This window comes from Cognatishimia sp. F0-27, assembly GCF_020667845.1.
Taxonomy (GTDB): domain Bacteria; phylum Pseudomonadota; class Alphaproteobacteria; order Rhodobacterales; family Rhodobacteraceae; genus JAFMPQ01.
In genome coordinates this window covers 15220-40749 of record NZ_JAFMPQ010000003.1, presented here as the reverse complement: position 1 = coordinate 40749, position 25530 = coordinate 15220, and the positions used below count along the sequence as shown (strand labels likewise).

Sequence of the window (25530 nt, the reverse complement as noted above, 5' to 3'; positions counted from 1 at the left end):
TGTGCCCGTAGCGGCTGATTGGCCTGAAGCGTTATCCGCTCAGGCAATAGCCATGCGCAGTTCCCTCAGGAGACGAGCCCGATGACACAGCAAATCGCAACACACCGAACGCAAGCTGGCCGCGACATATTCAAGTCAGCATCCAAGAAGTCGAAGGCCAAGGAAACCAAGAAAGACGCCGCCCTGACCATCCGGGTCGGCGAGTATGGCCGCTATCAGATCAAGTCCGGACGTCTCGCAGGCACATATATCGCCCGCGCGTTCCCGAAGCCGCCGACGCAGGCGCGCGGTCTGATTGCCGAGGCAACCGGCGAGACCGAAGAGGCCGCGATCACCGCATTGCATGCCGCCATCGAGGCGCGCGATGCCCGCAGGACCGAAGACCGCAAGACGGATCCGCACACCGGGACGCTTGTGCCGAGCACCGACGAATACGTCGAAGCGCTCCATTCGGCAAACCTGACGCGACCGCAACGCGCCATGTTGATGGCCTTGTCGCTCGCCGAAACGGACGGGTTGACCGAGCTCAAGGTTGCGGAAGCCGGCAGCTACAAGTCCCGGACATCCGCCAACAGAGCACTCGCCAGCGCTGGCCGCATGATCGCCGGCTATCTGTCGCAGGATGAAGCCGCCGCGCCGTCGACCGGATCGGATGGCGGCACGCTGATCGGATATCGCGGCGATCCCGACCAAGATCAGAAGCCCGGCAACTGGATCATGCACCCCGAGCTTTGCGACGCCATGCGCATCGTCACGTAAATCGATGGCCCGGCCATCGGTTTGATTGGCCGTTTCGACGAGACGGCCAGCGCAACCGGGCTTGGCGATTTTCACGCGCACCCGGATGACAGGCGAGCCAGCGCCCGCCCCCTCCCCTCGGGTCCACAGCTGCGCGGCGGCTGGCGTCGGCTGCCCTGCGCCGGGGAAGGCGCAATCAGACCATAGTCATAATACCGGCGGTTTGCGGGCACCGCCAACCGCCGGTCCTTTCGGCATATCGCGTCGCCTCGCAGGGGGCGCACGTCCCGAGCATCCGATGATCGCCCGGTATGGGGGCGCCACACCGGGTCACAGGGTGATGCTCCGACAGCGCTTCAAGCTCGGGGTCTCATCATGGATGATAGGCGCGATACCGTCGCGCACGCCCAAGGCTCCGCCCGCCTGCTCGGAGGGATCATCGGGCTTCGGGCCAGCGTGCCGGGATCTGACTCGGGAAGTGGGATCACTGAAAACCGGCATGGCCCAAGGCCCATGAACACGCGGACAGCCCCCATCCGGCCATCCGCCGGTGCTGTCGTGTATTGATATGCGTCAAATAGAATATCTTTGAGAAGTGATAGCCTTCCACTCAGACGCACGAGCAGGATCGGGAGGATACCATGGGTTATCGGTTTATCGGTGAGGAGGTGTGGAACTTCGTCGGAAGCGCTTTTTCAGCAGGCGATGTGGACGGAGATGGCCGTGAAGATCTGATCATCGGAGCAGAATACGCGGGACAGACCTACAACGGCGCAGTCTATCTGATTGCTGCCCCTGATCTGGCGGCCGCAGATGTCGCCGATGGAATAGAAGATCGAAATATCGATCTGGGAAACATTTCTGCACTATCGGCGTCTTATCGGTTCAACGGCAATGTAGGTGATGGTGTAGGCACCTCGGTCGCCTCAGTAGGGGACGTGGACGACGATGGTCGGGCAGATTTGCTCATAGGGGCGCCCTTTGCCGATGGCATCAACCGATATGGTGGCGAGGCCTATCTGGTCGCAGTCGCGGATCTCATTGCAGCAGATGCCGCGGACGGCGTTTCAGACGGTGTGATCAGCTTGGACCTCATTGCGTCTCAGCCGAATTCGTATCAACTCAATGGCACAATGTCCGACGACGCTCCGGTTGAGCCCTTTACCGGGGATTCTGTCGCATCGGCAGGCGACGTGGATGGCGATGGCAAGGAAGACCTGATCATCGGTGCATGGTATGCCGATGGCGGCGGCGAAGCGAGCGGTGAGACCTACTTGGTCACCATCGCAGATTTGGCGACCGCCGATGCTGCGGATGGGTCCACGGATGGAGTCGTTGATCTGAAAAGGATCGCTGCACAACCGACTTCCTACCAATTCAATGGTGCTGAACGTGACGAGTCGGGGTTTATCGTAGCCTCGGCCGGCGATATCGACGGCGATGGAAAGGACGATGTCTTCATCGCTCTTCGCAGCCGCGATCAAGCCTATGTGTTGACCTCGCAAGATCTGGCCGCAGCAGATCAAGCGGATGGAGCCTTGGACGGGGTCATCGATCTGAGCAATACGGCATCGCAATCGACCTCATATGAATTCATTCCGTCAGTTGAAGACAACGGCCGTGGGTTCGCTATTGCCCCGGCTGGCGATGTCGATGGAGATGGCAAGGGTGACCTGATCCTCGGGTCCCGTGCGGCCGATGGTGGCGGCACCGATCGCGGCGAGGCCTATCTCGTGATCGCCGCCGATCTGGCGGCTGCAGATGCTGGCGATGGCGCACGCGACGGCGTGATTGATCGGCGCAATGTTGCGCCGCAATCGTCCTCCTACCAATTCATCGGCGCGGAAGATGGTGACGCGGCAGGGCTCTCCGTCGCGTCGGCGGGCGATGTGGATGGCGATGACAGAAGCGATCTGATCATTGGCGCAGTCGGCGCCGATGGCGGAGGTGAAAACAGGGGCACTGCTTATCTCCTTGCCGCCGCTGACCTGGCTGCCGCAGATGCCGCCGATGGAACTACGGATGGCGTTATCTATCTGGACAGCGTCGCGTCGCAATCCTCGTCCTACCAGTTCAATGGGAGGGAAGACTATGACCACGCCGGTTCTTCAGTCGCCTCGGCTGGCGACGTGGATGGCGACGGACTGGACGATCTGATTATTGGTGCATCCAGCGCTGATGGCGGTGGCGACAACAGTGGCGAGCTATACCTGATCACAGCAGCCGAACTGGCCGTGGCCGACGCCGCTGATGGAACATTGGACGGTGTGATTGATTTAAAAACCGTGAGCGTCTTCGATATTCTCGAGAACGGTGGGCCCGCTGGCGATCTCCTACAAGGCGATATCGGCAATGACACGCTGAACGGTCTGGGTGGCAATGACACCGTCGAAGGGTTCGGTGGGGACGACCGGCTTTACGGCAGCATCGGTGACGACAGCGTCGAGGGCGGCGAGGGTTTCGACAGCCTGTTTGGCAATGATGGCCGCGACACGCTCTGGGGCGGGCCAAACGATGACTGGCTCGACGGTGGCGCGGGAAACGACACGATCGACGGCGAGACGGGCTTTGACACCGTGTCTTACGCCAGCGGGTTCATCGGCGTCTTGGCCGACCTCATGGCCGGCACCGCAACCGGCGGCGGCGGCACCGACGTGTTGCGCAACCTTGAGCATCTCACCGGCTCGCAATCCCATGACGACTTGCGCGGCACCGATCTGCACGGCAATCGCCTGTTCGGCCTTGGTGGAGATGATGTCCTGCACGGGCGCGGAGGGGACGACACGCTCGAGGGCGGCGCGGGGCGCGACACGATTGGCGGCGAGGACGGCGCGGACATGCTCTCCGGGGGCGCTGGCGATGACAGCCTCTTTGGCGGCCATCACCGCGATACGCTGGACGGCGGCGCGGGCCGCGACACGCTCGACGGGGCCGAGAATTTCGACACGGTGACCTATGCAACGTCCAGCGCGCGGGTTTTGCTGAACCTCGAGCACGGAACAGGCGCGGTTGCGGGTGAGACCGACACGCTGCGGCACATCGAATACGCCATCGGGTCCGATTTCGGCGACGGGATCTACGGCACGCGCCTGCATGGCAACCTGATCGAGGGCGGTGGGGGCGACGACTGGATCTTTGGACTCGAGGGCCGCGACAGGCTGTTCGGTGGTGCCGGGCACGACCGTTTGTGGGGCGGCGCGGATGGCGACCGGCTCTATGGCGGGGCGGACGGGGATCACCTTTATGGCGGGCCGGGGGACGATTTCCTCGATGGCGGGCCGGGGCCCGATCTGCTCGAAGGCGGCCTCGGGCCGGACACGTTTGTTCTGCGCGAGATCGCGGATTCCCCTGACGGCGAATGGCAGCGCGACCAGATCCGCGATTTTGATGCATCGGAGGGCGATGTGATCAGCCTGTCGCTGGCCGATGCCAACCTGTTTCATGTGGGCAATCAGGGGTTCCGCTACGCCGGCGACAGCTTTACCGGCGCGGCTGGGGAGATGATCCTGACAACACTTGTCAAGGATTCACAGACCGTCACGATTGCCTCGATGGACGTCACCGGCAACGCACGGGCCGACGCCCAGATCCTTATCCACGGAACCGTGTCCGTGGACGATTTCCTGCTGTGACCCACACGCTCCCCGTGCCGCAATGGCCCCGCCACCATGGGATGGATGCGCAACGCGGTCTTTGCGCGGCGGCGCACCGACATGCCACGCGCCACACCGAAACCGGGGGGAGCCGCACGGGGCCGGCGGTAGCCTGACAATCCCGCAACGACCCGCGCAGCCCCGCATGCAAAGGGCACTTGGTGCGTCACCGGCCATTGCGATCGCGCCTCGCCTTCGAAGCGCGGAGCGCGATGCGGCCAGTCCACGAGCGTCGTGTCGCTGCCCTGAACTTGGCGCAACCGCCCCTCGGTGCCGATCATCGACACAAGCAAAACGCCGCCCGGCGGAGCAAAAACGCCGCCGGGCTTTTGGGTGCCTAGAGAAAGCTCACATCGTCGAGCAGGACCGCAACATTGCCGACCCCGAGGAATGTCAGCGCGTTGCCATCTCCGAAATCGAGCACGACGTTCCCGGCCGCATCGACAGACGCATACCCGCGCAGGTCATTGGCCACCGGTACCGCTTCCGACAGCAGCGACGCGGCGATCTCGAGCCTGTCGATGCCCTGGAAATCGGTGATCACATCCGAGCCGGAGGTGAACTGGAAGGTATCGGCCCCAAGACCGCCCCCAAGAGTATCATTCCCGAGGTTGCCGTTCAGCGTGTCATTTCCGGCATTGCCTTCAAGAACATCGTTTCCGCCATTGCCCGTCACGAGATCAAACCCGTTGCCCGCAAGAAGCGTGTCATTGCCGGCACCGCCGCTCATGGTATCGGAGCCGATGCCCCCTTCGAGGCTGTCATTGCCGACCTCCCCTTGCATCGAGTCGTTCCCGCTGTTGCCCTGAAGCGTGTCGTTCCCGGCACCCCCCAACAGCGTGTCGAACCCGTCGCGGGCGCGCAGGAAGTCGTCCCCGTCACCGCCCGACAGCGAGTCGAACCCGAGGCCGCCTTCAAGCGTATCGGCATCCGCCCCGCCGGACAGCACATCGTTGCCGTTGTTGCCCTCCAGCGTGTCCTGTCCCGCGCCACCGTCCAGCGTGTCGAAGCCGTTGCGGGCCTGCAGGAAGTCATCGCCATCGCCGCCTTCCATGCTGTCAAAGCCGAGCCCGCCTTCCACGGTGTCATTGCCCTCTCCGGCGCGCAGCGTGTCATTGCCGAAATTGCCCTGCAGAAGGTCGTCGCCGGAGCCGGCATCGAGACTGTCGAAACCGTTGCTGCCCAGCAACGTATCGTCACCGTTCCCCCCCATGAGGTGGTCCGCGCCCTGCCCGCCAGAGAGCATGTCCGCACCTTCGGCCCCGATCACGGTGTCATTGCCATTACCGGCATCGACCGTGTCGTTCTCCGCCGTGGGTGCGCGGCTTTCGATGTAATTGTCCTCGGTCAGATCAAGCCCCTGCCACTCGTTGAGCAGGTCTTCGACATCCACGGGATTGTTCGAATAATCAAACGTGGCCACGACCCGACCGTAGGCATACAGCGAGAGTGTCTCCACAAGCCCTTTTGCGTCGCCCGCTGTCGCCGGATCGTTCTTGGTGAAGGTGCCGATCACCTCCACGAGGTAGTCGTCGCCGGTGCTGTCCTCGAAGAAGGTAAAGCGGAACTCGTCAAACTGGGTCACCGGTCCGTCCAGCTTCAGCACCGGAGCGGTCTGGGCAATCTCCATCGGCTTTTCTTCGAAGCTGACAAAGATCAGGTCGGCAGACGAAGGCGCGATGGCGGACAGCACCAGAGACCCGTCCGCAACCCCTTCGCCGGCCCCGGAGCCCGCGATGGCAGCATCATCCACAAGGCTTGCGCTGTTATCCGCGAGAAGCGCCCCGACCCCGGACGGGAGGCTATACGGATCGGCAGCGGTGTAGTTCACCTGATAGCCCATGTCCTCCAGCGACCCGATGGTCATGCGGCTGAGCGGCATGGGCGGGCTGTTCTCGGAGATCCCGGTCATCAACTCCCGGTCAAAGAGGTCTTCATCCCAATGGCCGCCCGCCGTGCCGGGGCCGCCATCCTCCTCCACCGGAACCGCCGTGGCCGTTCCGGTGATGAGGGCGCTATACTCGGAGACCGCGTTCGATCCGACATAGGAGAACCCGTTCACCAGATTGAGCCTGCTCCACAAGGTGCCGATCCCCAGAACGTGTCCCATCTCATGCAGGATCACGTCCTGCAGGATGCCCTTGTCGACCATGCCCTGAAGATCGTCCTGATCGAATTGCATGGTGCCCGAGATCGGCAGGGAGGAATCCACACGCAAGTAATTCGGCCCCGCCTGCCCGAGCGTTCGGCCCGGCCCGTCAATGGCCACAACCGATGCAGAGATGACCAGATCGTCCACCGCGCCGAGCCTGTTGTCGGAGTAATCGGGGATGTCGCCGGTGATGATCGTTTCCCAGCGCGCCGCCGCGGTTTCGAAGAACGACGCATAGGCGGGATTGCCGGTGTAGTTCACCGTGATGTCGAAATCCGATCCCGGTGCGGGCGGTGGTGCCGCCTGTTCGGTCAGCGAAACCTTGTAGGTGCCCGTGCCCGCGCCATGTGACCCGGCAGCGATGAAATACCGTCCATTCGTGGGCGCGGTAAACTCGATGCGGCTGTTGCGACCCTGGCCGGAATCGTCGTCGAACACGCCGGGAATCTGCGTGCCCGCGCTGTCGAACATGCCGCGCAGATACGGATCAGAGAGACTTCCGGCGGAGGTGGGCTGCCCCTCCACGTCGATCGTGTAGGTTGTTCCGGCGGTCAGCGTCACCGCGATCCAGTCCTGGTCTCCGCTGGTTTCAATGGCCGCAGTGGTTGATCCGTTCACCGCAACCTGCGCCGTCGTCGCCACCGTCTGGGGATAGTCATCGGTTGGCGCGGTCGGGGCGAGCTCTGACAGGCTGATCTTGTAGGTGCCTGTACTGCTGCCATTGGCGGCGGCCCCGAGATAATGTGTTCCGGAGCTGTTTGCGACGAACTGGACACGGGCGTTTTCGCCCTGCCCGGTATCGTCATCGCCGGTTCCGGCAATCAGGGCGCCGCTGGAATCATAGAGCCCGCGGAACAGCGGATCGTCGAGCGTGCCTTGTGCCGTCGGCGCGCCCTCAAGATCAACGACATAGGTTGTCCCCGCCGTCAGGGAGACGGCAAACCAGTCCTCATCGCCCACTGTTTCGATATTCCCCGTCGCGGCCCCGTCCACGGCCACACGACCGCTTGTGCCCGCTGTGGCGGTGAAGTCATCCTCGACGCCAAGATCGGTGATCGCCACCTTGTAGGTGCCGGTATTCGGGCCTGCCGCGCCCGCCGCGATATAGATGGTGCCGCTCGTGCCGGCCTCGAAGGTGTATTGGCTGTTGAGACCTTGGCCGCCATCGTCGTCCACGGCACCCGGGATCAACGCGCCCGATGCATCGTGAACCCCGCGCAGATATGGATCGCGCAGCGTGCCGCCCGATGTCTCCGCGCCTTCCAGATCAATCCGGTAGATCCGCCCGGCAACAACCGAGGTGGCAAACCAGTCCTGATCGCCGGCCTCTTCTATGGTGCCCGTGGTGTTTGCGTTGATCGCAACCGCGCCTGTTGTGGCGGTATTGGCGCTGAAATCATCCGTGACCGTGGTGTCTTGCGTGATGCGCAATGTGTAGCTGCCGGTATTGGTGCTGAACGCGCCGGCATTGATGAAATATGTCCCGCCACTGGTCGGCGAGAAGGTCACTTGGCTGTTTGCCCCGATACCGGCATCGTCATTTGCCGTTCCGGCAACAAGGGCGCCTGTGCTGTCGTGGATGCCCCGAAGGAACGGGTCCGGCAAGGTCCCGCTGCCCGTCGGGTTGCCCTCGAGATCAATGACATAGGTCTGCCCCGCCGCAAGCGGCACTTCGAACCAGTCATTGTCTCCCGCGGTCTCGATATTCCCGACAACGGTGCCGTTTACGCGCGCAGCGCCGGTTGTTGCGGTATCGGCACTGAAATCGTCAGACGATCCGCTTTCCTCCACCACAAGCGTGTAGGTCCCGGTATCGGTGGCAAAGGCCCCGGCGCTGATGAAATAGGTCCCTGCGGTCGGGATGGTCAGCTCGACAAAGCTTTCCAGCCCACCGGCGGAATCGTCGTCGCCGCTGGCCGGCAACAAGGTGCCGCTGGCGTCATAGACGCCGTTCAGAACCGGGTCGCTGAGGCTTCCCGCGCCGGAGAAGCTGCCCTGCAACGAGATTTCGTAGACCCCGCCTGCCCGCGCGGTGAACGCGAACCAATCCTCGTCGCCCGCGGTCTCGATCTCGCCCGTGACCACGCCATTGTCCGGGATCATCCCGTTGCTGGAGGTGTCGCCCGCGAAATCGTCCGCACCGCCATTATCGACAACCGACAGCGTGTAGGTCCCGGTCGCGCTGCCATAGGCGCCGGCCGCGATATAGAACGTGCCGGTCCCGCCCGCGACGAACGTGACCTCGCTGTTGCGCCCTTCACCGCTGTCGTCATCAATGACAGCGCCTGTTTCCGATCCATCCGCCGCAAACAGGCCGCGCAGGAAAGGATCATCGAGCGTGCCCTGTGAGGTGGCGCTGCCTTCCAGCGAGACGGTGTAGGACGTGCCTGCCACAAGGTCGATCGCGAACCAGTCAACATCCGAAGCGTCTTCGATTTCGCCTTGCGCCGATCCCCCCGGCGCAACCCGGCCCGAAGTGGCTCGATCTTCGGGAAAGTCATCCGTCTCGCCCTGATCGCTTACGGAGAGCGTGTAGGTGCCGGTTGCAGCGCCGAAGCTGCCGGCAGAAACAAAGACCGACCCGCTCGAAGAAGCCGTGAATGAAACCTGGCTGTTCAGCCCTTCGCCACCATCATCGTTGACATTGCCGGGAATTTCCGCGCCCGCCGCGTCAAACACGCCGCGAATATACGGGTCCGGCAAGGTGCCGCCATTCGTTGCGGCGCCCTCAAGATCGATGACGTAGGTGCGCCCGGCCTGCACGGCGAGTTCGAACCAGTCCTGATCGCCCGCCTCCTCGATGGTGCCCATAGCCGGGCTTGCCGGGGTCACAGCCCCTGCGGTCGACACATCGCTGGCGAAATCATCGGTCGACCCGAGATCGGCCACGCTGATCCGGTAGCTGCCCATGCCCGCGCCAAAGGAGCCGGCGGCAACATAGACCGTGCCGGTTACGCTCGCCGTGAATTCAAGCCGCGAATTGAACCCCGTGCCACCGTCGTCATTGCGGGTATCCGGCAATTCGGTGCCTGCCGCATCGAAAATCCCGTTGATCAGTGGATCGACAAGCGTGTTGGCCGTTGTCTCGGAGCCCTCCAGATCGATCCGGTAGGTCGCCCCCGCAACAACGCTGACCGCGAACCAGTCCTGATCCTGCTCGAAATCGATAACCCCTTGCGCGCTTCCATTGACGGCAACCTGTCCCGCGCCAGAGGGCGCTTCGGTGAAATCATCCGAGACATCCGGGTTGCTCAGCGACACGGTATAGGTCCCCGTGTTCAAGGCGAACCCGCCCGCCGCGATGAAATAGGTTCCGGTCGCGTCCGGTGTGAACGTCAAGAAGCTGTTGAAGCCCTCGCCGCCATCATCGTTGGTCGTGTTCGGGATAAAGAAGCCGTCGGGGCCATAAACACCCTCCAGAACCGTGTCCGGCAACGTGCCCGCATCCGTGGGCTGCCCTTCGAGGGAAATGTCGTAGGACACGCCACCCTGCAATCGCGCGGCGAACCAGTCCTGATCCCCGAAGTCCTCGATTTCTCCGGTCGTTGAGGTGCCCGGCACGATCACGCCAGTGGTTGTTATGTCCTGAGAAAAGTCGTCCGGCATCTTGGCCCCCCATAAATAATGTATCGATTACATTCATTTTTTTATATATTTATCGCGCATTTAGGCCCAATCTCCAACAAGAATCTGCGTGATCCTGCCGATTGGTCGCAGGTGGCGCGCAGGTGCCCGAGCGGGCTTGACCAGAATATGCCGTGGATTTTCACGCGGTTCTGGCGCATGGTGATCGCATTCGATGTGCTCACTCAGGATCAAAAGATGTGGACGAAACTGTCTCTCGGAGTGCTGCTAATCGGTCTTGCGGCCTGCCTTCCCGCCGAGGACACGCCGCCCGCTGCCGACAACACGGGCACCATCCCTGCCCCGGCAGTGGACTCCCCGTTGTCAGCGCAGGACGCGTGCCAGAGCAAGGGCGGAGAGCTCGCCGTCGCGGGTCTTCTGGGCAATGAAATCTGCTTTGTGCCTGCGCCCGACGCCGGGCAATCCTGTGGCCGCTCTTCGGACTGCGCCGGTCTCTGCCTTGCACAAAGTCGCAGCTGCTCTGCCATACTTCCCACGCTCGGCTGCCTCGAAATCCTCGACGATACCGGCGCCCTGATCTTCCGGTGCATCGAATAAGCCATCGTTGCGGTCGACGGAAAGGGTCGCTTCTCGGAGAGCTCCGACGCATTGGGTGAGCCTCGCCAACAGGGCGGGACTGACCCGGTATCCCGGGTGCTCCGCGCCCTGCCCGCCTGACAGCTTGAAAAGACCGAAAGGCGCGGCGGCGCCAACGGAGCGATGAACGCACGGCTGCGCTTCGCTGCAACACGTTGAAAACAGTGCCCTGCGAAATCCCAACCGCATGGTCCACGCGCCATGCGGGAGCGCCCGTTTCGGCACGGCATCCCCCGGTGCGGCTAGGACCAAGCCTTTCGGACCCGCAAGTCACGGCCCTGACGATGGCTGCAAAACGTCGGATCGTCGGCGCCGATTCGCGTTTTGCTGCGCGTCGTCCTTGTCGCGGGGGGCAAAGGCATCGGAGACAAGGGCGCATGTTTTGACGGCAGCCGGGGCGTTCGCAGCGCATGCAAGAGCCGCGGCCGCGCGGCAAATGAGTTGCGGCCCAAGGGTTCGTGGCCGTCCCCCCAACCGACAATACCGCGGGGGCCTTCACGGCGTGAAAAACGAAAGCAGCGTCGAACAGATGCTGCGCCATCGGAGATGCCGCAAGCGCCGGATGCGCGCCGATCCGCAGCACCGCACCGCCCCAGAGGCGCAGAGATCAGAGGATCCGCTTCTTGTAACCGGCAAGCGCTGGCGCGCCGGTCATCCGGAGGAGGCAACGCCGGCAACAGCCCCCACGAGAGCCCCACACCCAAAGAGAGCGCCATCGCAGCATTGAACATGGCCCAGGAGACAGACGAAGCCCATCGGACAGAAGGCGCCCTCCGTGGTCAGGGCCCGCACGATCCAAGGCTCATTCCCATTCCATCTGCTGGAACGCCGTCTGCGCATTCCGACCGGCCAACGCTTCGAACTGCTCCAGCCGCGCGAAAGCGGACTGGTCGATCTGCGGCGCCGCAATGATGTCTCCGCCGCTGTCCAGCAAGGCGCCGATCTGTGCGCGTAGGTGCATCAGGTAATCGAACGTGTCCGCGCGGGCATGCGCCATCGTTGTCGGGCCGCCATGGCCCGGCACGACATGCGCCGCCCCGGTTGCCTCCACGGCAAGATAGGCGTCCGGCCAGTGCGTGATGGAGCTTTGTTCGCCCACACCAAGAATGCGCTCGACATAGACGATGTCTCCGGTGAAGACGGTGTCCCGCGCCGGCACCCAGACAAAGCTGTCACCCGGTGTATGGGCAGGCCCGGGATGGACGATCTCGAAGCGAAGGCCCCCGACATCGAGGCTGTGGGCATCGCGGAACGTCACGTCTGCGACGCTGGGGGCCGTGCCCTCCAATGCGTCGCCGATGAGTTGAGCAAGCATGGTCATTTGCATCGACGCGCGATCCTGCTGGTCGGTCACCGCCGCCTCGGAGGCAATCACCGTCGCGCCCTGCGCCTGCCAGTAGCCATTCCCAAGCCAGCGGTGATCCTGTCCGCCTGTGTTGAGAACATGGGTCACGGGCAGTTCCGTGACACCGCGGATGGCGTCGTGCAGCGCCCGGGCCCCCTCCCACGAGCCGCCCGGATCGATCAGAACCGCGCCCGCATCCGTGATCACAAGGCCAAAGGTCGCGTTGTTCGCGCGGTTCTCGGGGCTGCGCTGCGCTTTCTCACCGACAATGGCCCAGACGCCCTCCGTCACCGGCATCACGTCGAGACCATCCGCCACAGCGAGGTTCGGTGCGCTCATGATCGCGGCAAAGAGAATGGCGCGGATCATGCGCGCAGCCAGGTTTCGAGCTTGTCCGCATCCGGCAGGCCACCGGCATGGACAAGCCTGCCGTCGATCGAAAGGCCCGGCGTGGACATCACCCCCGCCATGGCGATGGCCTTGAGATCGGTGACCTTTTCGACCGCGACATCGATACCGAGCCGAGACGCGGCCTGCCTGACCATGTCTTTTGTCGTTTCGCAGCGCGCGCAGCCGGGGCCGTAGACCTTGATTGATTTCATGGAAGAGTCCTTTCACAGAAGCGCATTGAACAGATAGCCGGTTGCAAGGATCCCGCTGGCGACCACCGCGAGAAAGATCGCGATCAGCCGAAGGGTCAGAACCTGCTTGAGGATGATGACCTCTGGCAGCGACAGCGCGATCACCGACATCATGAAGGCCAATGTCGTGCCGAGAGCCGCGCCCTTGCCCAAAAGCGCTTCGACAATCGGGATGACCCCGGCGGCATTTGTGTACATCGGCACGCCCACCGCCACCGCGGCGGGCACGGACCACCAGGCCTCGCCGCCCATGATCCGCACCATCATCGCCTCCGGCACATAGCCGTGGATCACCGCGCCAATACCGATCCCGATCAGCACCCAGACCCAAACCTTGCCGAGGATCTCGCGCAGCTGATCGACACCGATCCTGAGCCGGTCCACCAGCGTCAGCCGCTCCTCAGGCAGATCGCCCGCAGGACCCGCGTTCAGCGCGCGCACCCAGTCCTGAAGATACCGTTCCAGCCCCATCCGACCCAGAACGACACCCGCGACCGTGGCGATGGCAAAGCCGAACACAAGGTAGATCGTGGCGATCTTCCACCCGACAAGCCCGTAGAGCAGCCCAAGCCCCACAGGCCCCACCATCGGCCCTGCGATCAGGAAGGAGAAGGTCACGCCCAGCGGGATGCCCGCCGAAACGAAGCCGATGAAAAGCGGCACCGACGAGCAGGAACAAAACGGCGTCAGCACGCCAAGGGCGGCGGCCAACGGATACCCCCAGATCTGGTGTTTGCCCGCGAGGATCGCGCGGGTCTTTTCCGGGCTGAACCAGCTGCGCAGCACGCCCGTGACAAAGACGATCCCGCTCAGCAAAAGCAGCACCTTGGGCACGTCGTAGATGAAAAAGGCAATGGCCTCACCGGCGTGGCTGTCCCGCGCGACGGGGATCTGCGCCGTTGCCCATTCCGAGAACGGGATCAACTGCGAGTAAAGCAACCACCAAAGCGCCGCCGCCACGGGCACACCGGCCAGCCATGCCCAATCCGGAAGGCGCTTCGGGGGGTGCGGGTGATGGCTGTCCGCGGTCATGCGACGACACTTTCGGTTTTGTAGGGCGCGCCAAAAATCGCGCCGATTGCTCCGGCCAGGTATGGCGCAAGCATCGGGTTTTGCCACTCGCGTGTTACACGCGCTTCCCCTCGCTCAGACATGCGGGCCGCCCCGCGCATCAAGGTCTGTCTCGCGCCATCCGGCTCCAACGCCCATGACGTGTCCCCATCCCCCCAGACCCACCCTGCGCGCAGCGACGCCGGACGCGCGTGTCCCTTCCGCGTCAAAACGGGCCGGATCGGATCACGGTTGCAGGTCAGACATACTGGCATGGGTCTCTTATATGCGCCGTGCCGCATGTGAACATTGATTGACATCAAGTAATGTCCGGTCAATCGCATGTCGCGACCCGCGGGCAGCGGGCACCACACCCCCTCCGCTCATCGAAACCCGTTGATCGCAATGCAACACCTGTCGCCCATATTTCGGCACCCGAACCATCGCTTGCTGGCCAATGCCTTCACGAGTCGGCCCCGCAATCAGGAGCACCCGTCCAGAAACCGACCCAACCAATCATGGTCACCGTCGCAGGGTCGAAGCGGGCATGGTGAGCAAGAGCGCCAGACCGGCGGGTGAATGGGATGAAGAGACATTTGCGATCAAGCTCTGGTGGAACAGCGGGTCGCCGCCTGCCTGCCTTTTGGATGATCAGGCCGATCCAGAACAGCGGAGCGATCGCGGCAGCCCCGGCGCTGCCGTGATCGTCCATGCTGCGTCGCGAGGGGGCGATCCCATATTCTATGCTTGAGAGGGCGTGCAACCGTTCAGAGTGCTCACCTGTTGATGCGCGACCGGTCCCGTGAAGGAGAGACCCATCGAGGCACCATGATCCTCGTCAAGTCATGCACCCGACAAAAGGGTTATAATTCATCGGTAGCGAGGAGGGGTGCCATGGAAGAGCTGATCAAGATTGGACGGGAGTTCGTCGAGGCGATGCGGGATCGCCGCGGTATTGCGCATGTCGACGACATCTATGCCGAGAGCGCGGAGTCGGTTGAGGCGGTTGTCCCTCCCGGTCGCGATCTCCGGATTGCAAAGGGAAGCGGCGCGATCAAGGCCAAACGCGAAACCTGGGCGGCCGCTCACGAAATCGAGGCACTCGACGCAGATGGGCCCTATATCCATCCACCAAACCGGTTCGCTGTGCGGTTTGAAGTCAAGGTGACGCAGAAGGCGACCGGTCGGCAGATGACCCTGCGCGAAATCGCCATCTATTCGGTCGAGGACGGCAAAATCGTTCGGGAAGAGTTCTTCATGATGCCGAAATAGGCGACGCGCCAAGGCGCACCGTCCATCTGCCTTCTGACAGTCATTTCGGAAATCCGGCCTCCGCATATGGCGGCGGACCAACCTTTGCGCTTCTGACGCGTTCGGGGGAGTTGAACCATGTGTTTTTCCGCAACGGCCAGCTTCACGACGGCAACACTGCTGATGCCCGTTGCCGCCTACACCATCAGGACGGCCTGGATGGCGGACCGCCGGTATCTGGGTTTCGCCGTCTTCCCACTCTTTTTCGGTTTCCAGCAATTCCTCGAAGGCGGAATCTGGATGACCATCGGCCAGCCCGATGCTGCACGATTACACCTCTTTGCCTTGGGTTTCCTGTTTTTTGCCTATTTCGTCTGGCCGTTCCTCGTGCCTTTTGCGACATGGCTTGTCGAAGCTCGCAAAAACCGACGGCGGATCTTTCTCGGTTTGAGTGCCTTCGGGTTTCTCTTGGGGCTGTCGCTTTTTGCGCCTTTGATGTTCCACCCGGACTGGGTGCCGCTGAGGATCGAGAAGCACTCCATCGATTACAACTCCCGACTGATCTGGGAGGGGATCGTTCCCTACACGGTCATTCGGATCATCTATGCCGGTATTGTTTGCCTGCCCCTGCTCCTTTCATCCGAAAAACATATCCGGATCTTTGGCGTCATCATCACCCTGTCTGTCATCGCGGGCTTCATATTCGCGCAGTATGCATTCACGTCGGTCTGGTGTTTCATGGCGGCAATTGTCTCCAGCTATCTTCTGTTGGCGATGCGCGATCTCGGCAGGCGTCACACAGGGTCTGGATATCAAGCCGTTTGAGCCACCCGCTTCGAAGCAGACCGCTGGATCGAGAGCCGCTCCGCTGCTGATCGTAGGGCACTGATCCGTCTCCGGGTCGTCGGCAACAGGGTGGTGCCTGCGATACGCGGGGCCGGTCGGGACGACTGCCCTTAGACCATTCTGGCCGGAGCAGATTTCGCGCCGAACCAATCCCGACCTCTGCATCGACCGACGGCGACCCGCGCAATTCCCGCCCATGTCTGCGACGTCGCCGCTCCATGGGCACAGGCATGAGCATGACCGGTCATGCTTGGCCCGCCCCTGACTTGGATCCACGCATGCACGTCATGCCCTGCAATAACCGTCCGCCCCAGAAGATCGAACCGCGGGCGATTGATATGCGTCAATGCGAATGTTTTGGAAGCGCCTAATCTGGCTTCTGCACAATCGCGGAATCGGGGCGACGTCATGGAAGATGGATTTTAGGGCACTGAAGCAGATGACCATGCAGCCGCTTCTGTTGCCCCGGCGCAGGATGCGGGTGGCCGCGGCGAGGTCGTTCACCTCGGAAATCGGTTTATTGGGCCTGTAAGGATTGACGGCTCGGGCAGTTCTGTCGCCTTGGCCGGCGATATCGATGGCGATGGAAAGGACGCGCTGATCCTCGGCCCCTATAGGTCCATCCATGGCGGTCAATATGGGCGTGTTAGACCATGCTGCTCACCGCACGGGATCCAGTGACCGTGGACTCCACAAATCGCGTGACCGATGTGGATGCTATTTCGCTCCAAAAGCCCGCTTTCCGGATTAACAATTGCAACAGTTCATTGGCCACTGCGCTCGATTGTTTTTGCTCACGCGCTTTTCACCGTCCTAGCGAATACGGACCCGGCAGGATCACCGAGACTCGCGCGCATTCTTAACGGACATATGATGGCTCAGATCGTTCTGGCTGTCGCTGTTTGGATCAATAGGGAGATATACCATGACGCAACCACTTTTGCAGGATCTCGGCGGCACGATCGGGTTTGGAGAGGGCGTATTGCCCCGCAACGACGACGGTTCAACCGGTGAAATCGAATTGTCCGCGGTTTTCGAAAATGGTCTTGATTTCTATGGAACCGTTTTTGACTCGCTGTGGGTGAACAATAATGGGAACGTCACGTTTACCGGGCCCTTCCGGACGTGGACGCCGTCACCCATCGCCAACGACACGAGGGCCGGGATTTTTCCATTCTGGTCTGACGTGTTAACCCGCAGCGATATCGTGGACGTCACTCCGGGCGGGACGTCGCAGGGCACAAACCGCGTTTACTACGACCTTGACGTTGAGAACGACCGTTTCGTTGTGACTTGGGACGATGTTACTGCCTATCAGGGCTCCGACACCGTGCGGAACGCGTTCCAGTTGGTCATAGAGGACGCTTCTTACGAAGTCGGGCGGACCCTTGGCGATTTCAATATCGAGTTCCGCTACGAAGCAATCAATTGGACCAGAGGCGACCGGGCGCGTGCGGGATTCTCGTCGGGAAACGAAGAATTTTTCGAGTTGCCCCAGTCAGGCAGCCAATCCGAGATGCTGCGGCTCGAGGATATTCCCGGCAACACCGGTGAAGAAGGGCTTTGGCGTTTCGAAATTCGTTCTGCGGCCTGGCGATTGCCGGAAGGCACGCCAGACCTGTCACCGGTCGGTGTGGTCGATGCAAGCGATCTTGGGTTGGGAGAAACGATCCGTTTTGCCATCACCAGCGGCAATACGGATCCGGATGGCGACGGAACCCCAGCCTTTGCCATCGACGCAGCAACCGGCGCGATCACCGTGGCTGATTCCGATGATTTGGATTACGAGACGACACCGGCCTTCACCTTGGACGTCACAGTGACCGATGAGGGTGGACTGAGCGACACCACTGTGACCTCCATAGCCCTGTTGGATCTGCGCGAACGGATCGGCACCGATAATGAAGACCATATCCAAGGGTCGCAGTTCGGGGACCTGTTTCTTGCCGGCGCGGGCAACGATGTCCTGCGCGGCTATGAAGGAAACGACATCTTTTATGGCGGACCGGGAATCGACACCGTCAAATCGGATTCTCAGGACGCCTATACGCTGACCAACACACAGCTGATCGGGGCCGGTACAAACATCCTGTCCAGTATCGAGCGGGTTCAGCTGGCCGGCAACAGCCGCGACAACACCATCGACGCGAGCGGGTTCACCGACGGGACTGTGACGCTGGAGGGCCGGGGCGGAAACGACACGCTGATTGCACCGGTGAGCGGTCTTGCGGCGCCGGGTCGCGCGACCGTCAACATGCTGAGCGGCGGCGCCGGCGACGATGATCTGACCGGTGGGGCCGGGCTCGACATGCTGTTCGAGCAGGCTGATGCCGACTTCACGCTCGGCGCGGCGACGCTGGCTGGCAATGGCACGGACAGTTTTCGTGGCATCGAGATGGCGCGGCTGACCGGCGGCGCAGGCGACAATGCCTTGGATGTCTCCGGGTTCACCGGCCTCCGGACCTTTCTGGTCGGTCAGGGTGGCAATGACCGCTTCATCGGCGGCACGGCGTTCGACCGGGTCGAAGCCACCGCCGATGCCGATTTCGTGCTGACTGACACCCAATTGCAGGGCGATGGCGTGGACACGCTTGTCGGGATTGACGCCGCGCGGCTGACCGGCGGGTCCGGTGACAATACCTTCGATGTCTCGGCGGCGACCTTGCAGTCCGTCACGCTCAGCGGCTTGGATGGCGATGATACCTTCATCGGCCGGAGCGGCTTTTCCGACATGGTCCGCGAACGCGGGGATGTCGACTTCACCCTCACCGACACCGGCCTGACCGGGCGCGGCACCGACACGCTGGTCGATATCGACAGCGTCCACCTGTCCGGCGGGCAGAGCGCGAATGTTTTTGATTTCAGCGCCTTCACCGGCCCAAGCGCCGCGGCCCACCCCAATGGCGGCGACGATACGGTGATCGGCCGGGCCAATGGATTTGACAGCGTCTTCCAGTGGGGCGACGCGGACATGACGGTCACCGATACGCTGCTCAGCGGCAATGGCAACGTCACTCTTGTGGATGTCGATCAGGTCGTTCTGTCGGCCGAGGGGCGCGGTGTCACCTTCGACGCCTCCGGCTTCACAGTCGGGACCGTCAAGTTCGTCGGCAGTCAGGGGGACGATGTCCTGCGCGGCGGCAGCGGCAATGACATCCTGATCGGCGGGCCCGGAACCAACCAGCTCTTTGGCGGGGCAGGCTCGGATCTGGTCCACAGCTTCGGCGATAGCGACATGACCCTCACCGATACCGAACTCACGGGGCTGGGCACCGATCTTCTGGATGGTATCGAGCGGGCGAGCCTCACCGGCGGTGTCGGTGACAATGTGCTGGACGGTTCGGCCTTTACCGGCGCCGCGCTGACGCTCGAGGGGCACGGCGGCGATGACATGCTGATTGGACGCCCGGGGTTCTTTGATGAGGTCAGGGCCTCGGGTGATGCGGATTTCGCTGTGACCGACACGCAGCTGACAGGCCTAGGCACGGATACGCTTGTGGAGATCGATGCGGTGGTGCTGACGGGCTATGCCGGCAGCAATCTCTTCAACGCGTCGGCCTTTACGCGCGGTCCGGTCACGGTCCGGGCGCAGGGTGGCGATGACAGTCTGATCGGGGGAGCGCAGGCAGATGTTCTGGATGGCGGGACAGGGGCAGATAGCTTCTGGTTCGTGGATCCGGCGCAGGGCCCCGACCGGGTGGTGTTTGAGCCGGGCCACGACGAGATCCGGCTCGACAGCGCCGGCTTCGATGGGCTCCCGCTCGGGGCGCTGCCAGAGGATCGCCTGCTCATCGCGCCGGACGGGCCAGTGGATGACAGTGCTGTTCTGCTCTATGACGGCGGAAATCTGAGTTTCGACGCCGATGGCACCGGGGCCGGCGCGCCGGTCCTGTTCGCCATCCTCGACGCAGCGCCAACCCTCAGCGCTGCGGATATCATCGTTGATGTCTTCGCCTTGTAGAGCGGGGTTCTGGCAGAGGCGTCGCGCCCGGGACATCCCGGGCGTCGACCGCCGCAGCCTTTTCGCGCAAAAGCATCACGTCCGGGGAGCCGCATCCTTCCGGCTTGCCCCCACGTCCCGGACCGCAACCCATTCCGAAGGCGCCGGATTGGCCCGAACTGCCGTATGTGCGGAGCATGATTGCAAGGCTTTGCAATGCAAGCGTGATCGTCAAGACATCATGGGGTATCGGATTGTCGGCACCAAGGCGGGGGAGGCTGCAGGCATTCCCGCCGCCTCCGCCGGAGATCTGGGCGACACTGGTCGGGACGATCCCTTCGATGCCAAACCTCAGGTTTTTCAGACGTGTCAGATGCATAGCCTCCACCACGACCACAGCAGATCCGGCAGCCGTCAAACCGCATATGACCAAGTGCAACATGGACATAGGCATTAACGGGGGTTGAGGATGCGCATCTCACACCAAAACGGCATCCTCAATGATCTGGGAAAGCGAGCCGATGCCGTTGAATGTCAACGTGTTGCCCTCACCGAAATCAAGCACAAGATCACCGGCGGCGTTGGTTCCGGCATAGCCCGAGAGATCCTCCCGCGTCGGGTTCGCTTCGTCCAGAAGGCTCGATGCAATGGTCACCGTGTCCACAGCAAGCATGTCAACGATGACATCCGCCCCCGCCGCAAAGACAAATGTATCCGCCCCGAGCCCGCCACGCATCGTGTCGTCACCAAGTCCGCCATCCATCGTATCATTGCCTGAGTTGCCCTCCAGCAGGTCATTGCCAGCGCCCCCCGCCAGAAGGTCAAACCCGTCGGCGCCCTGAAGGGTGTCATTCCCGCCACCGCCCGACATGGTGTCAAACCCGAGACCGCCGATCACGCTGTCGGCGCCTTCGCCGCCGTCGAGGCTGTCACTGCCGTTGTTGCCTTCCAGCGTGTCGTTGCCGGCACCACCATTCAGCGTGTCGAAGCCGTTCCGGGCCTGAAGCGAGTCGTTGCCACCGCCGCCCTGAAGGCTGTCGGCGCCAAGCCCGCCCTCCAAGGTGTCGTTTCCATCTTCGCCATCCAGCACGTCATTGCCAAAATTGCCTTGAAGCAGATCGTTGCCCTCGCCGCCGGTGAGCGTGTCAAACCCGTTCAGCCCCTGCAGAGTGTCATCACCGATACCGCCAAGGGCCAGGTCAAAGCCGATGCCCGTGTTGAGCAGGTCATCGCCGCCTTCACCGTTGAGCGTGTCGTTGCCGCCGCCACCGCTCAGGCTGTCATTCCCGCCGCGCCCTTCGAGCAGGTCATTGCCCGCGCGCCCCACCAGATCATCGCCCTCGCCACCGCCGATCAGCGTATCCGGACCGTCGCTGGCCACGGGGCCAATCCCCGCCAACTGGTCCACGCGCACCGTGAGATCGGTAAAGGTGAAGCGCTCGGCATTTGTGACCAGATCCTCCCCTTCCGTGGAGTTGATCACGACGCCCGCATCGGTCTGGGTCACCGTCACACTGCGGGAGGAGACCCGGAAAAAGGCGATGTCATCGCCCGCTCCGCCGTCCAGCGTATCGTTGCCATCGCCACCGATCAGCAAATCGTCTCCGGCGCCGGCGTTGATGGAATCCGCCCCCGCCTGCCCGTCGAGCGTGTCAGCACCGCTGCCACCGGAGAGACGATCCTCTCCAGCGCCCGCAGCAACAACGTTCCGGCCCGAGGAAAATACCACGCGATCGTCGCCCGATCCCAGTCGCACGTCCATGTTCTCGATGTCCCGAGACTGGTCGAGCCATCGCGTGTTGTCGTCAAAGGCGATTCCTGCATCGGCTTGCGCATAGGTCGAACTGGTGTTGAAAACCACCGCATCAGTGGACGTATCGGCCCAATCGAGGATCAGCGTATCCGAGCCTGCCCCGCCCGCGATTTCGTCTTGCCCGTCCGACACGCGGATCGTGTCATCACCGGCCCCCGCGCGGACCGTGTCATTAAACGCCCCGAAGTCGGTGAAACGGTCGTCGCCAGCCGTCAGGGTCAGGGTCACGATCTCCACATTCATGACCACGGTGCCGTCGGCAAAGCCCTGACCGGCCTCCGATCCAATGAGTGACATGTCTACGCTGACAGACTCCGTCAGCCCGGCAAAGCTGTCACTCCAGGTGTCGATGCCAGCGCCACCGTCAAACCTGTCCCAGCCACCGCTGCCATTGAACCGGTCGTTGCCAGAGCCCGCCCGCAGATCGACATGCTCGATATCCCGCGAGAACCGCGTTCCGAAATCGACACGGCGCGTCGCCTGATCGAAGTCCACCGCGGTGTTGACCTGTCCGTAGCTCGACAAGCCATTGTCCACCAGAATGTCCTGCGTCGCGTCGCTCCAGTCGACAATCGCCACATCGTCGCCCGCGCCCCCGCTTAGCGTGTCGCGGCCGCCGGATGTCGTCAGTGTGTCGTTGCCGCCGCCCGCCGAGATGCTGTCATCGAAATTTCCAAAATCCGCAAACCGATCGTCGCCGGACGTGAGAGTCAGCAGCGCAACCTCGACGTTGCGGATCTCGGTGCCGTCATCCAGCATCATCCCTGCGTTCGACGCCGCCAGTGCCATGTCGATGTTGACGGGCTCCGTCAGCCCGGCAAAGCTGTCACTCCAAGTGTCGATACCAGCGCCACCGTCAAACTTGTCCCAGCCGCTGCCCGCATTGAACCGATCGTTGCCAGAGCCTGCCCGCAGATCGACATGCTCGATATCCTGCGAGAACCGCGTTCCGAAATCGACACGGCGCGTCGCCTGATCGAAGTCCACCGCGGTGTTGACCTGACCGTAGCTCGACAAGCCATTATCCACCAGAATGTCCTGCGTCGCGTCGCTCCAGTCGACAATGGCCACATCGTCGCCCGCGCCCCCGCTCAGCGTGTCTCGCCCGCCGGAGGTCGTCAGAGTGTCGTCGCCGCCACCCGCCGAGATGCTGTCATCGAAATTGCCAAAATCCGCAAACCGGTCGTCGCCGGACGTAAGGATCAGCTGCGCCACCTCGACGTTTTGGACCAGCGTGGTATCGGCGAACAGCTGTCCTGCGGAACTGGCGATCATCGCCATATCGACCGAAACCGGGGATGAGGCTCCCGCAAAGGAATCCGACCATGTGTCGGTCCCGGCGCCCCCATCAAACCGGTCCCAGGCCCCTGCCCCACCGGCAAAAAAGTCGTTTCCGGATCCGGCCCGGAAGTCCACATGCTCGACATTGTTTTCGAAGGCTGTACCGAAGTCGACGCTGCGCACCGCGTCATCGAAATCCACCGTCGGGTCGACCTGGCCATAGGTGGCCCCGGACGCGTTGGACATGAAGATATCGCCGGAGACATCGTCCCACTGAACAATGACCAAATCGACACCGTCACCCGCGTCCACGGTATCGTTGCCGGCCGTTACGGTGATCGTATCGTTTCCACCGCGCGCCAGGATTTCGTCGTCACCCAGCGTATCGACGAGTGGGTTCGGTCCCTCGTTGCCTTCGATCAATGCCATTCAACCAACTCCTATACGGGGACAGGGCGAACAAAGACTTTTTTGGGTTATTTTACACAAAATCGGCCCAAGAGTCTGCCGGTCGGGTTGAAGGCTCGAATAGAAGCGCCCCGCCTCGCCAAGCCACCCGCGCGATAGAGGCAGATTTTTCTTTTTGAACAGAGGGTAAACCGATCGATACGGATATCCGACCGTGTCCCGCGCGGGACAGAGCGTCCTGCCCCGCTGAAAAACGCGTTCATGTCAGTGCTCCATGCGACTCCCGATTCGACAGATCGGCAGCCGAGGACCTCCCGGGCAAGTCCCGGACCGAAGCGCCCTGCGCCGGCTCGTTCTTGTGGGGGCATCGCTTGCGCGGCAAGGCGTGCAGCATCCGCGCTGTTGCGCTGGCACCGGGCTGTTACGACCAGGCTGCCAACTCTACCGTGCCTTGAGCCCTGCCTCGGGACAGCTTTGGAACACCTCAGGCATGGCGACACGCGCCGCGTCGTCTCTGAACGGCAGGGACAGAGTGCCTTCGCACCCGCCCTGTCGGACGCCCATCGCTTGACTTTCAACAGGGTCTGCAAGACAGTCATTGTAGTCGCGTTTTTGAAAATCGCCGGTCAAAACGGGTCGTCAGTTCGCAGGCTGCTCCAGCCGGACATCTCACTATTCTCTTCCTTTTGCGTGCGAAGCACGAGGGTCAAGATGAAGAAGGACGCCGGGACGATGCAACAGGCGACCAAGAAAATCTCCAGAGCGAAATACGAGAAGCGGCTCGGCCGGCTTCAGATCGAACTCGTGAAGATGCAGGAATGGATCAAGGCCACCGGACACCGTGTTGTCGTCATCTTCGAGGGTCGCGACGCCGCGGGAAAGGGTGGCACGATCAAGCGGATTACCGAACCACTGAACCCCAGAACCGTGCAGGTCGTCGCACTTCCGGCACCAACGGAACGCGAGAAGACCCAATGGTATTTCCAGCGCTACGTTGCCCATCTGCCCGCGGCAGGGGAAATGGTGATCTTCGATCGCTCTTGGTACAACCGCGCCGGCGTCGAGCGCGTCATGGGCTTTTGTACCGACGAGGAATATCGCGAGTTCCTGCGCAGTTGCCCCGAATTCGAGCGCATGCTCGTCCGTTCGGGGATTCAGCTGATCAAGTACTGGTTCTCGGTGAGCGATGAAGAACAGGAGCGCCGGTTCCAGCGACGGCTTACCGATCCGACCAAACGATGGAAGCTGAGTCCCATGGACCTCGAGAGCCGAAAGCGCTGGATCGAATACAGCCGGGCCAAGGACGAAATGTTCGCTTACACCGACATCAAGCAGGCCCCTTGGTATGTGGTCGGTTCGGACGTGAAAAAGCACGCCCGGCTCAACTGCATCAGCCACCTGTTGTCTTTGGTTCCGTACGAGGACATGACGCCCGAACCGATCGAACTGGACGAGAGGCCCGACCAGACGGGATACGCCCGCCCGCCCTTAGAAGAGCAGACCTTCGTGCCGGAAGTGCACGACAAGACGTGAACGGGACGCGCCCGGCATAGCTCTTCAGCACGGGATGGATCGCGTGGCTTCCGCTTGGCCCGGTCAGAATGGACGTCAAGGGATCGGCGCGTGGCATCCCGGCACACCGGCTCCCTGACCTAAGCCGCAAGCCTTGATCGCACGCAGGCCCCGCAACAGAACCGCTCCGGGAAGACAAAGCCCAAGGACAGCGTGCAGCCGGCGTCGTTGATTTCCGGGGCGATGGCTCCGCGCCCTTCCCTCCGGCGTGGGGGTCGCTTTCCGCTTCCGTTCCTTGGGGCTGCACGGATCCGTTTTCCTCCGCAGCAAAGCGGCTTCCGAGAAATGTATATACAAAATCCACCCGAAATGCGAGACTGAAGCGGGATTGGCAAGGGACTGCAAGGTGTCGAGCAAGAAGAAAACCAAAAAGGACAACCCGAAGGACAGCCAGCTGATCATCAGAATCAACGCGTCGGATCGGGACCGGTTCGTATCATTGTGCAAGTCGCTCGAAACAAGCGCAGCCAAGGAGATCCGCAGCTTCATCCTTGGCTTCATCAACGATCATCAAACCAAGTCGAAAAAGACTGCAACCCTCAAGAAAACGGAGAAGTAAAATGGCCAAGAAAGCGAAAATCAAGGCGCTCAAGAAAGAAGTCAAAGCACGCAAGGCGAA

Annotated in this window: 13 protein-coding genes; 8 read left to right on the top strand and 5 right to left on the bottom strand. The window is 62.2% G+C overall.

Translation table 11 applies throughout. The features are described 5' to 3' along the window. Positions 1 to 81 precede the first annotated feature (81 nt). Together J1C49_RS02500 and J1C49_RS02495 are read left to right on the top strand one after the other, a co-directional pair. Entirely contained in the window at positions 82 to 759 is a 678-nt protein-coding gene (locus J1C49_RS02500; protein WP_227444223.1) for a hypothetical protein, read from the top strand. A gap of 620 nt (positions 760 to 1379) precedes the next feature. Then, positions 1380 to 4370, top strand: a complete 2991-nt coding sequence (locus J1C49_RS02495) for a hypothetical protein (protein ID WP_227444222.1) — start codon at positions 1380 to 1382, stop codon at positions 4368 to 4370. Between the two features lie 358 nt (positions 4371 to 4728). On the opposite strand, the gene J1C49_RS02490 is transcribed toward J1C49_RS02495, so the two are convergent. Beyond that, complete coding sequence (locus J1C49_RS02490; RefSeq protein ID WP_227444221.1) at positions 4729 to 10149, bottom strand: pre-peptidase C-terminal domain-containing protein; 5421 nt, start codon at positions 10147 to 10149, stop codon at positions 4729 to 4731. A gap of 216 nt (positions 10150 to 10365) precedes the next feature. Between J1C49_RS02490 and J1C49_RS02485 the strand changes: the two genes are divergently transcribed. Continuing rightward, the gene (locus tag J1C49_RS02485) at positions 10366 to 10725 is read left to right on the top strand and encodes a hypothetical protein (RefSeq protein ID WP_227444220.1); all 360 of its coding nucleotides are present in this window, start codon (positions 10366 to 10368) and stop codon (positions 10723 to 10725) included. Between the two features lie 841 nt (positions 10726 to 11566). Here the strand turns inward: J1C49_RS02485 and J1C49_RS02480 are convergent. The 3 genes from J1C49_RS02480 to J1C49_RS02470 are packed head-to-tail and all read right to left on the bottom strand — an operon-like array spanning position 11567 to position 13782. Next, positions 11567 to 12478 (bottom strand): MBL fold metallo-hydrolase, encoded by a 912-nt coding sequence (locus J1C49_RS02480; protein WP_227444219.1) that lies wholly within the window; start codon positions 12476 to 12478, stop codon positions 11567 to 11569. Beyond that, positions 12475 to 12711 (bottom strand): thioredoxin family protein, encoded by a 237-nt coding sequence (locus tag J1C49_RS02475; protein WP_227444218.1) that lies wholly within the window; start codon positions 12709 to 12711, stop codon positions 12475 to 12477. Before J1C49_RS02475 ends, J1C49_RS02480 begins: the two co-directional genes overlap by 4 nt. 12 nt (positions 12712 to 12723) lie before the next feature. Further along, positions 12724 to 13782 (bottom strand): permease, encoded by a 1059-nt coding sequence (locus tag J1C49_RS02470; RefSeq protein ID WP_227444217.1) that lies wholly within the window; start codon positions 13780 to 13782, stop codon positions 12724 to 12726. Positions 13783 to 14694: 912 nt separating this feature from the next. Between J1C49_RS02470 and J1C49_RS02465 the strand changes: the two genes are divergently transcribed. The 3 genes from J1C49_RS02465 (at position 14695) to J1C49_RS02455 (ending at position 19858) form a co-directional block, all read left to right on the top strand. Beyond that, complete coding sequence (locus J1C49_RS02465) at positions 14695 to 15072, top strand: nuclear transport factor 2 family protein (protein WP_227444216.1); 378 nt, start codon at positions 14695 to 14697, stop codon at positions 15070 to 15072. A 117-nt stretch (positions 15073 to 15189) separates the two neighbouring features. After that, positions 15190 to 15876, top strand: a complete 687-nt coding sequence (locus tag J1C49_RS02460) for a DUF6629 family protein (protein ID WP_227444215.1) — start codon at positions 15190 to 15192, stop codon at positions 15874 to 15876. Between the two features lie 946 nt (positions 15877 to 16822). Beyond that, positions 16823 to 19858 carry a nidogen-like domain-containing protein gene (locus J1C49_RS02455; RefSeq protein ID WP_227444214.1) on the top strand — a complete coding sequence of 1012 codons (3036 nt, stop codon included), beginning with the start codon at positions 16823 to 16825 and terminating at the stop codon, positions 19856 to 19858. A 457-nt stretch (positions 19859 to 20315) separates the two neighbouring features. Here J1C49_RS02455 and J1C49_RS02450 read toward each other — a convergent pair whose 3' ends face one another. After that, positions 20316 to 23360: a calcium-binding protein gene (locus J1C49_RS02450; RefSeq protein ID WP_227444213.1), complete on the bottom strand. Its 3045-nt coding sequence runs from the start codon at positions 23358 to 23360 to the stop codon at positions 20316 to 20318. A 690-nt stretch (positions 23361 to 24050) separates the two neighbouring features. Between J1C49_RS02450 and ppk2 the strand changes: the two genes are divergently transcribed. Both ppk2 and J1C49_RS02440 read left to right on the top strand, forming a co-directional pair. Continuing rightward, entirely contained in the window at positions 24051 to 24872 is an 822-nt protein-coding gene (gene ppk2 / locus J1C49_RS02445; RefSeq protein WP_227444212.1) for a polyphosphate kinase 2, read from the top strand. A gap of 385 nt (positions 24873 to 25257) precedes the next feature. Further along, on the top strand, positions 25258 to 25470 hold the full coding sequence (locus J1C49_RS02440) for a hypothetical protein (RefSeq protein ID WP_227444211.1): 213 nt from the start codon (positions 25258 to 25260) through the stop codon (positions 25468 to 25470). Positions 25471 to 25530 lie beyond the last annotated feature (60 nt).

Coding starts and splice junctions, on each gene's coding strand:
- J1C49_RS02500 (WP_227444223.1), top strand. CDS start 82: ATGACACAGCAAATCGCAACACACCGAACGCAAGCTGGCCGCGACATA.
- J1C49_RS02495 (WP_227444222.1), top strand. CDS start 1,380: ATGGGTTATCGGTTTATCGGTGAGGAGGTGTGGAACTTCGTCGGAAGC.
- J1C49_RS02490 (WP_227444221.1), bottom strand. CDS start 10,149: ATGCCGGACGACTTTTCTCAGGACATAACAACCACTGGCGTGATCGTG.
- J1C49_RS02485 (WP_227444220.1), top strand. CDS start 10,366: ATGTGGACGAAACTGTCTCTCGGAGTGCTGCTAATCGGTCTTGCGGCC.
- J1C49_RS02480 (WP_227444219.1), bottom strand. CDS start 12,478: ATGATCCGCGCCATTCTCTTTGCCGCGATCATGAGCGCACCGAACCTC.
- J1C49_RS02475 (WP_227444218.1), bottom strand. CDS start 12,711: ATGAAATCAATCAAGGTCTACGGCCCCGGCTGCGCGCGCTGCGAAACG.
- J1C49_RS02470 (WP_227444217.1), bottom strand. CDS start 13,782: ATGACCGCGGACAGCCATCACCCGCACCCCCCGAAGCGCCTTCCGGAT.
- J1C49_RS02465 (WP_227444216.1), top strand. CDS start 14,695: ATGGAAGAGCTGATCAAGATTGGACGGGAGTTCGTCGAGGCGATGCGG.
- J1C49_RS02460 (WP_227444215.1), top strand. CDS start 15,190: ATGTGTTTTTCCGCAACGGCCAGCTTCACGACGGCAACACTGCTGATG.
- J1C49_RS02455 (WP_227444214.1), top strand. CDS start 16,823: ATGACGCAACCACTTTTGCAGGATCTCGGCGGCACGATCGGGTTTGGA.
- J1C49_RS02450 (WP_227444213.1), bottom strand. CDS start 23,360: ATGGCATTGATCGAAGGCAACGAGGGACCGAACCCACTCGTCGATACG.
- ppk2 (WP_227444212.1), top strand. CDS start 24,051: ATGAAGAAGGACGCCGGGACGATGCAACAGGCGACCAAGAAAATCTCC.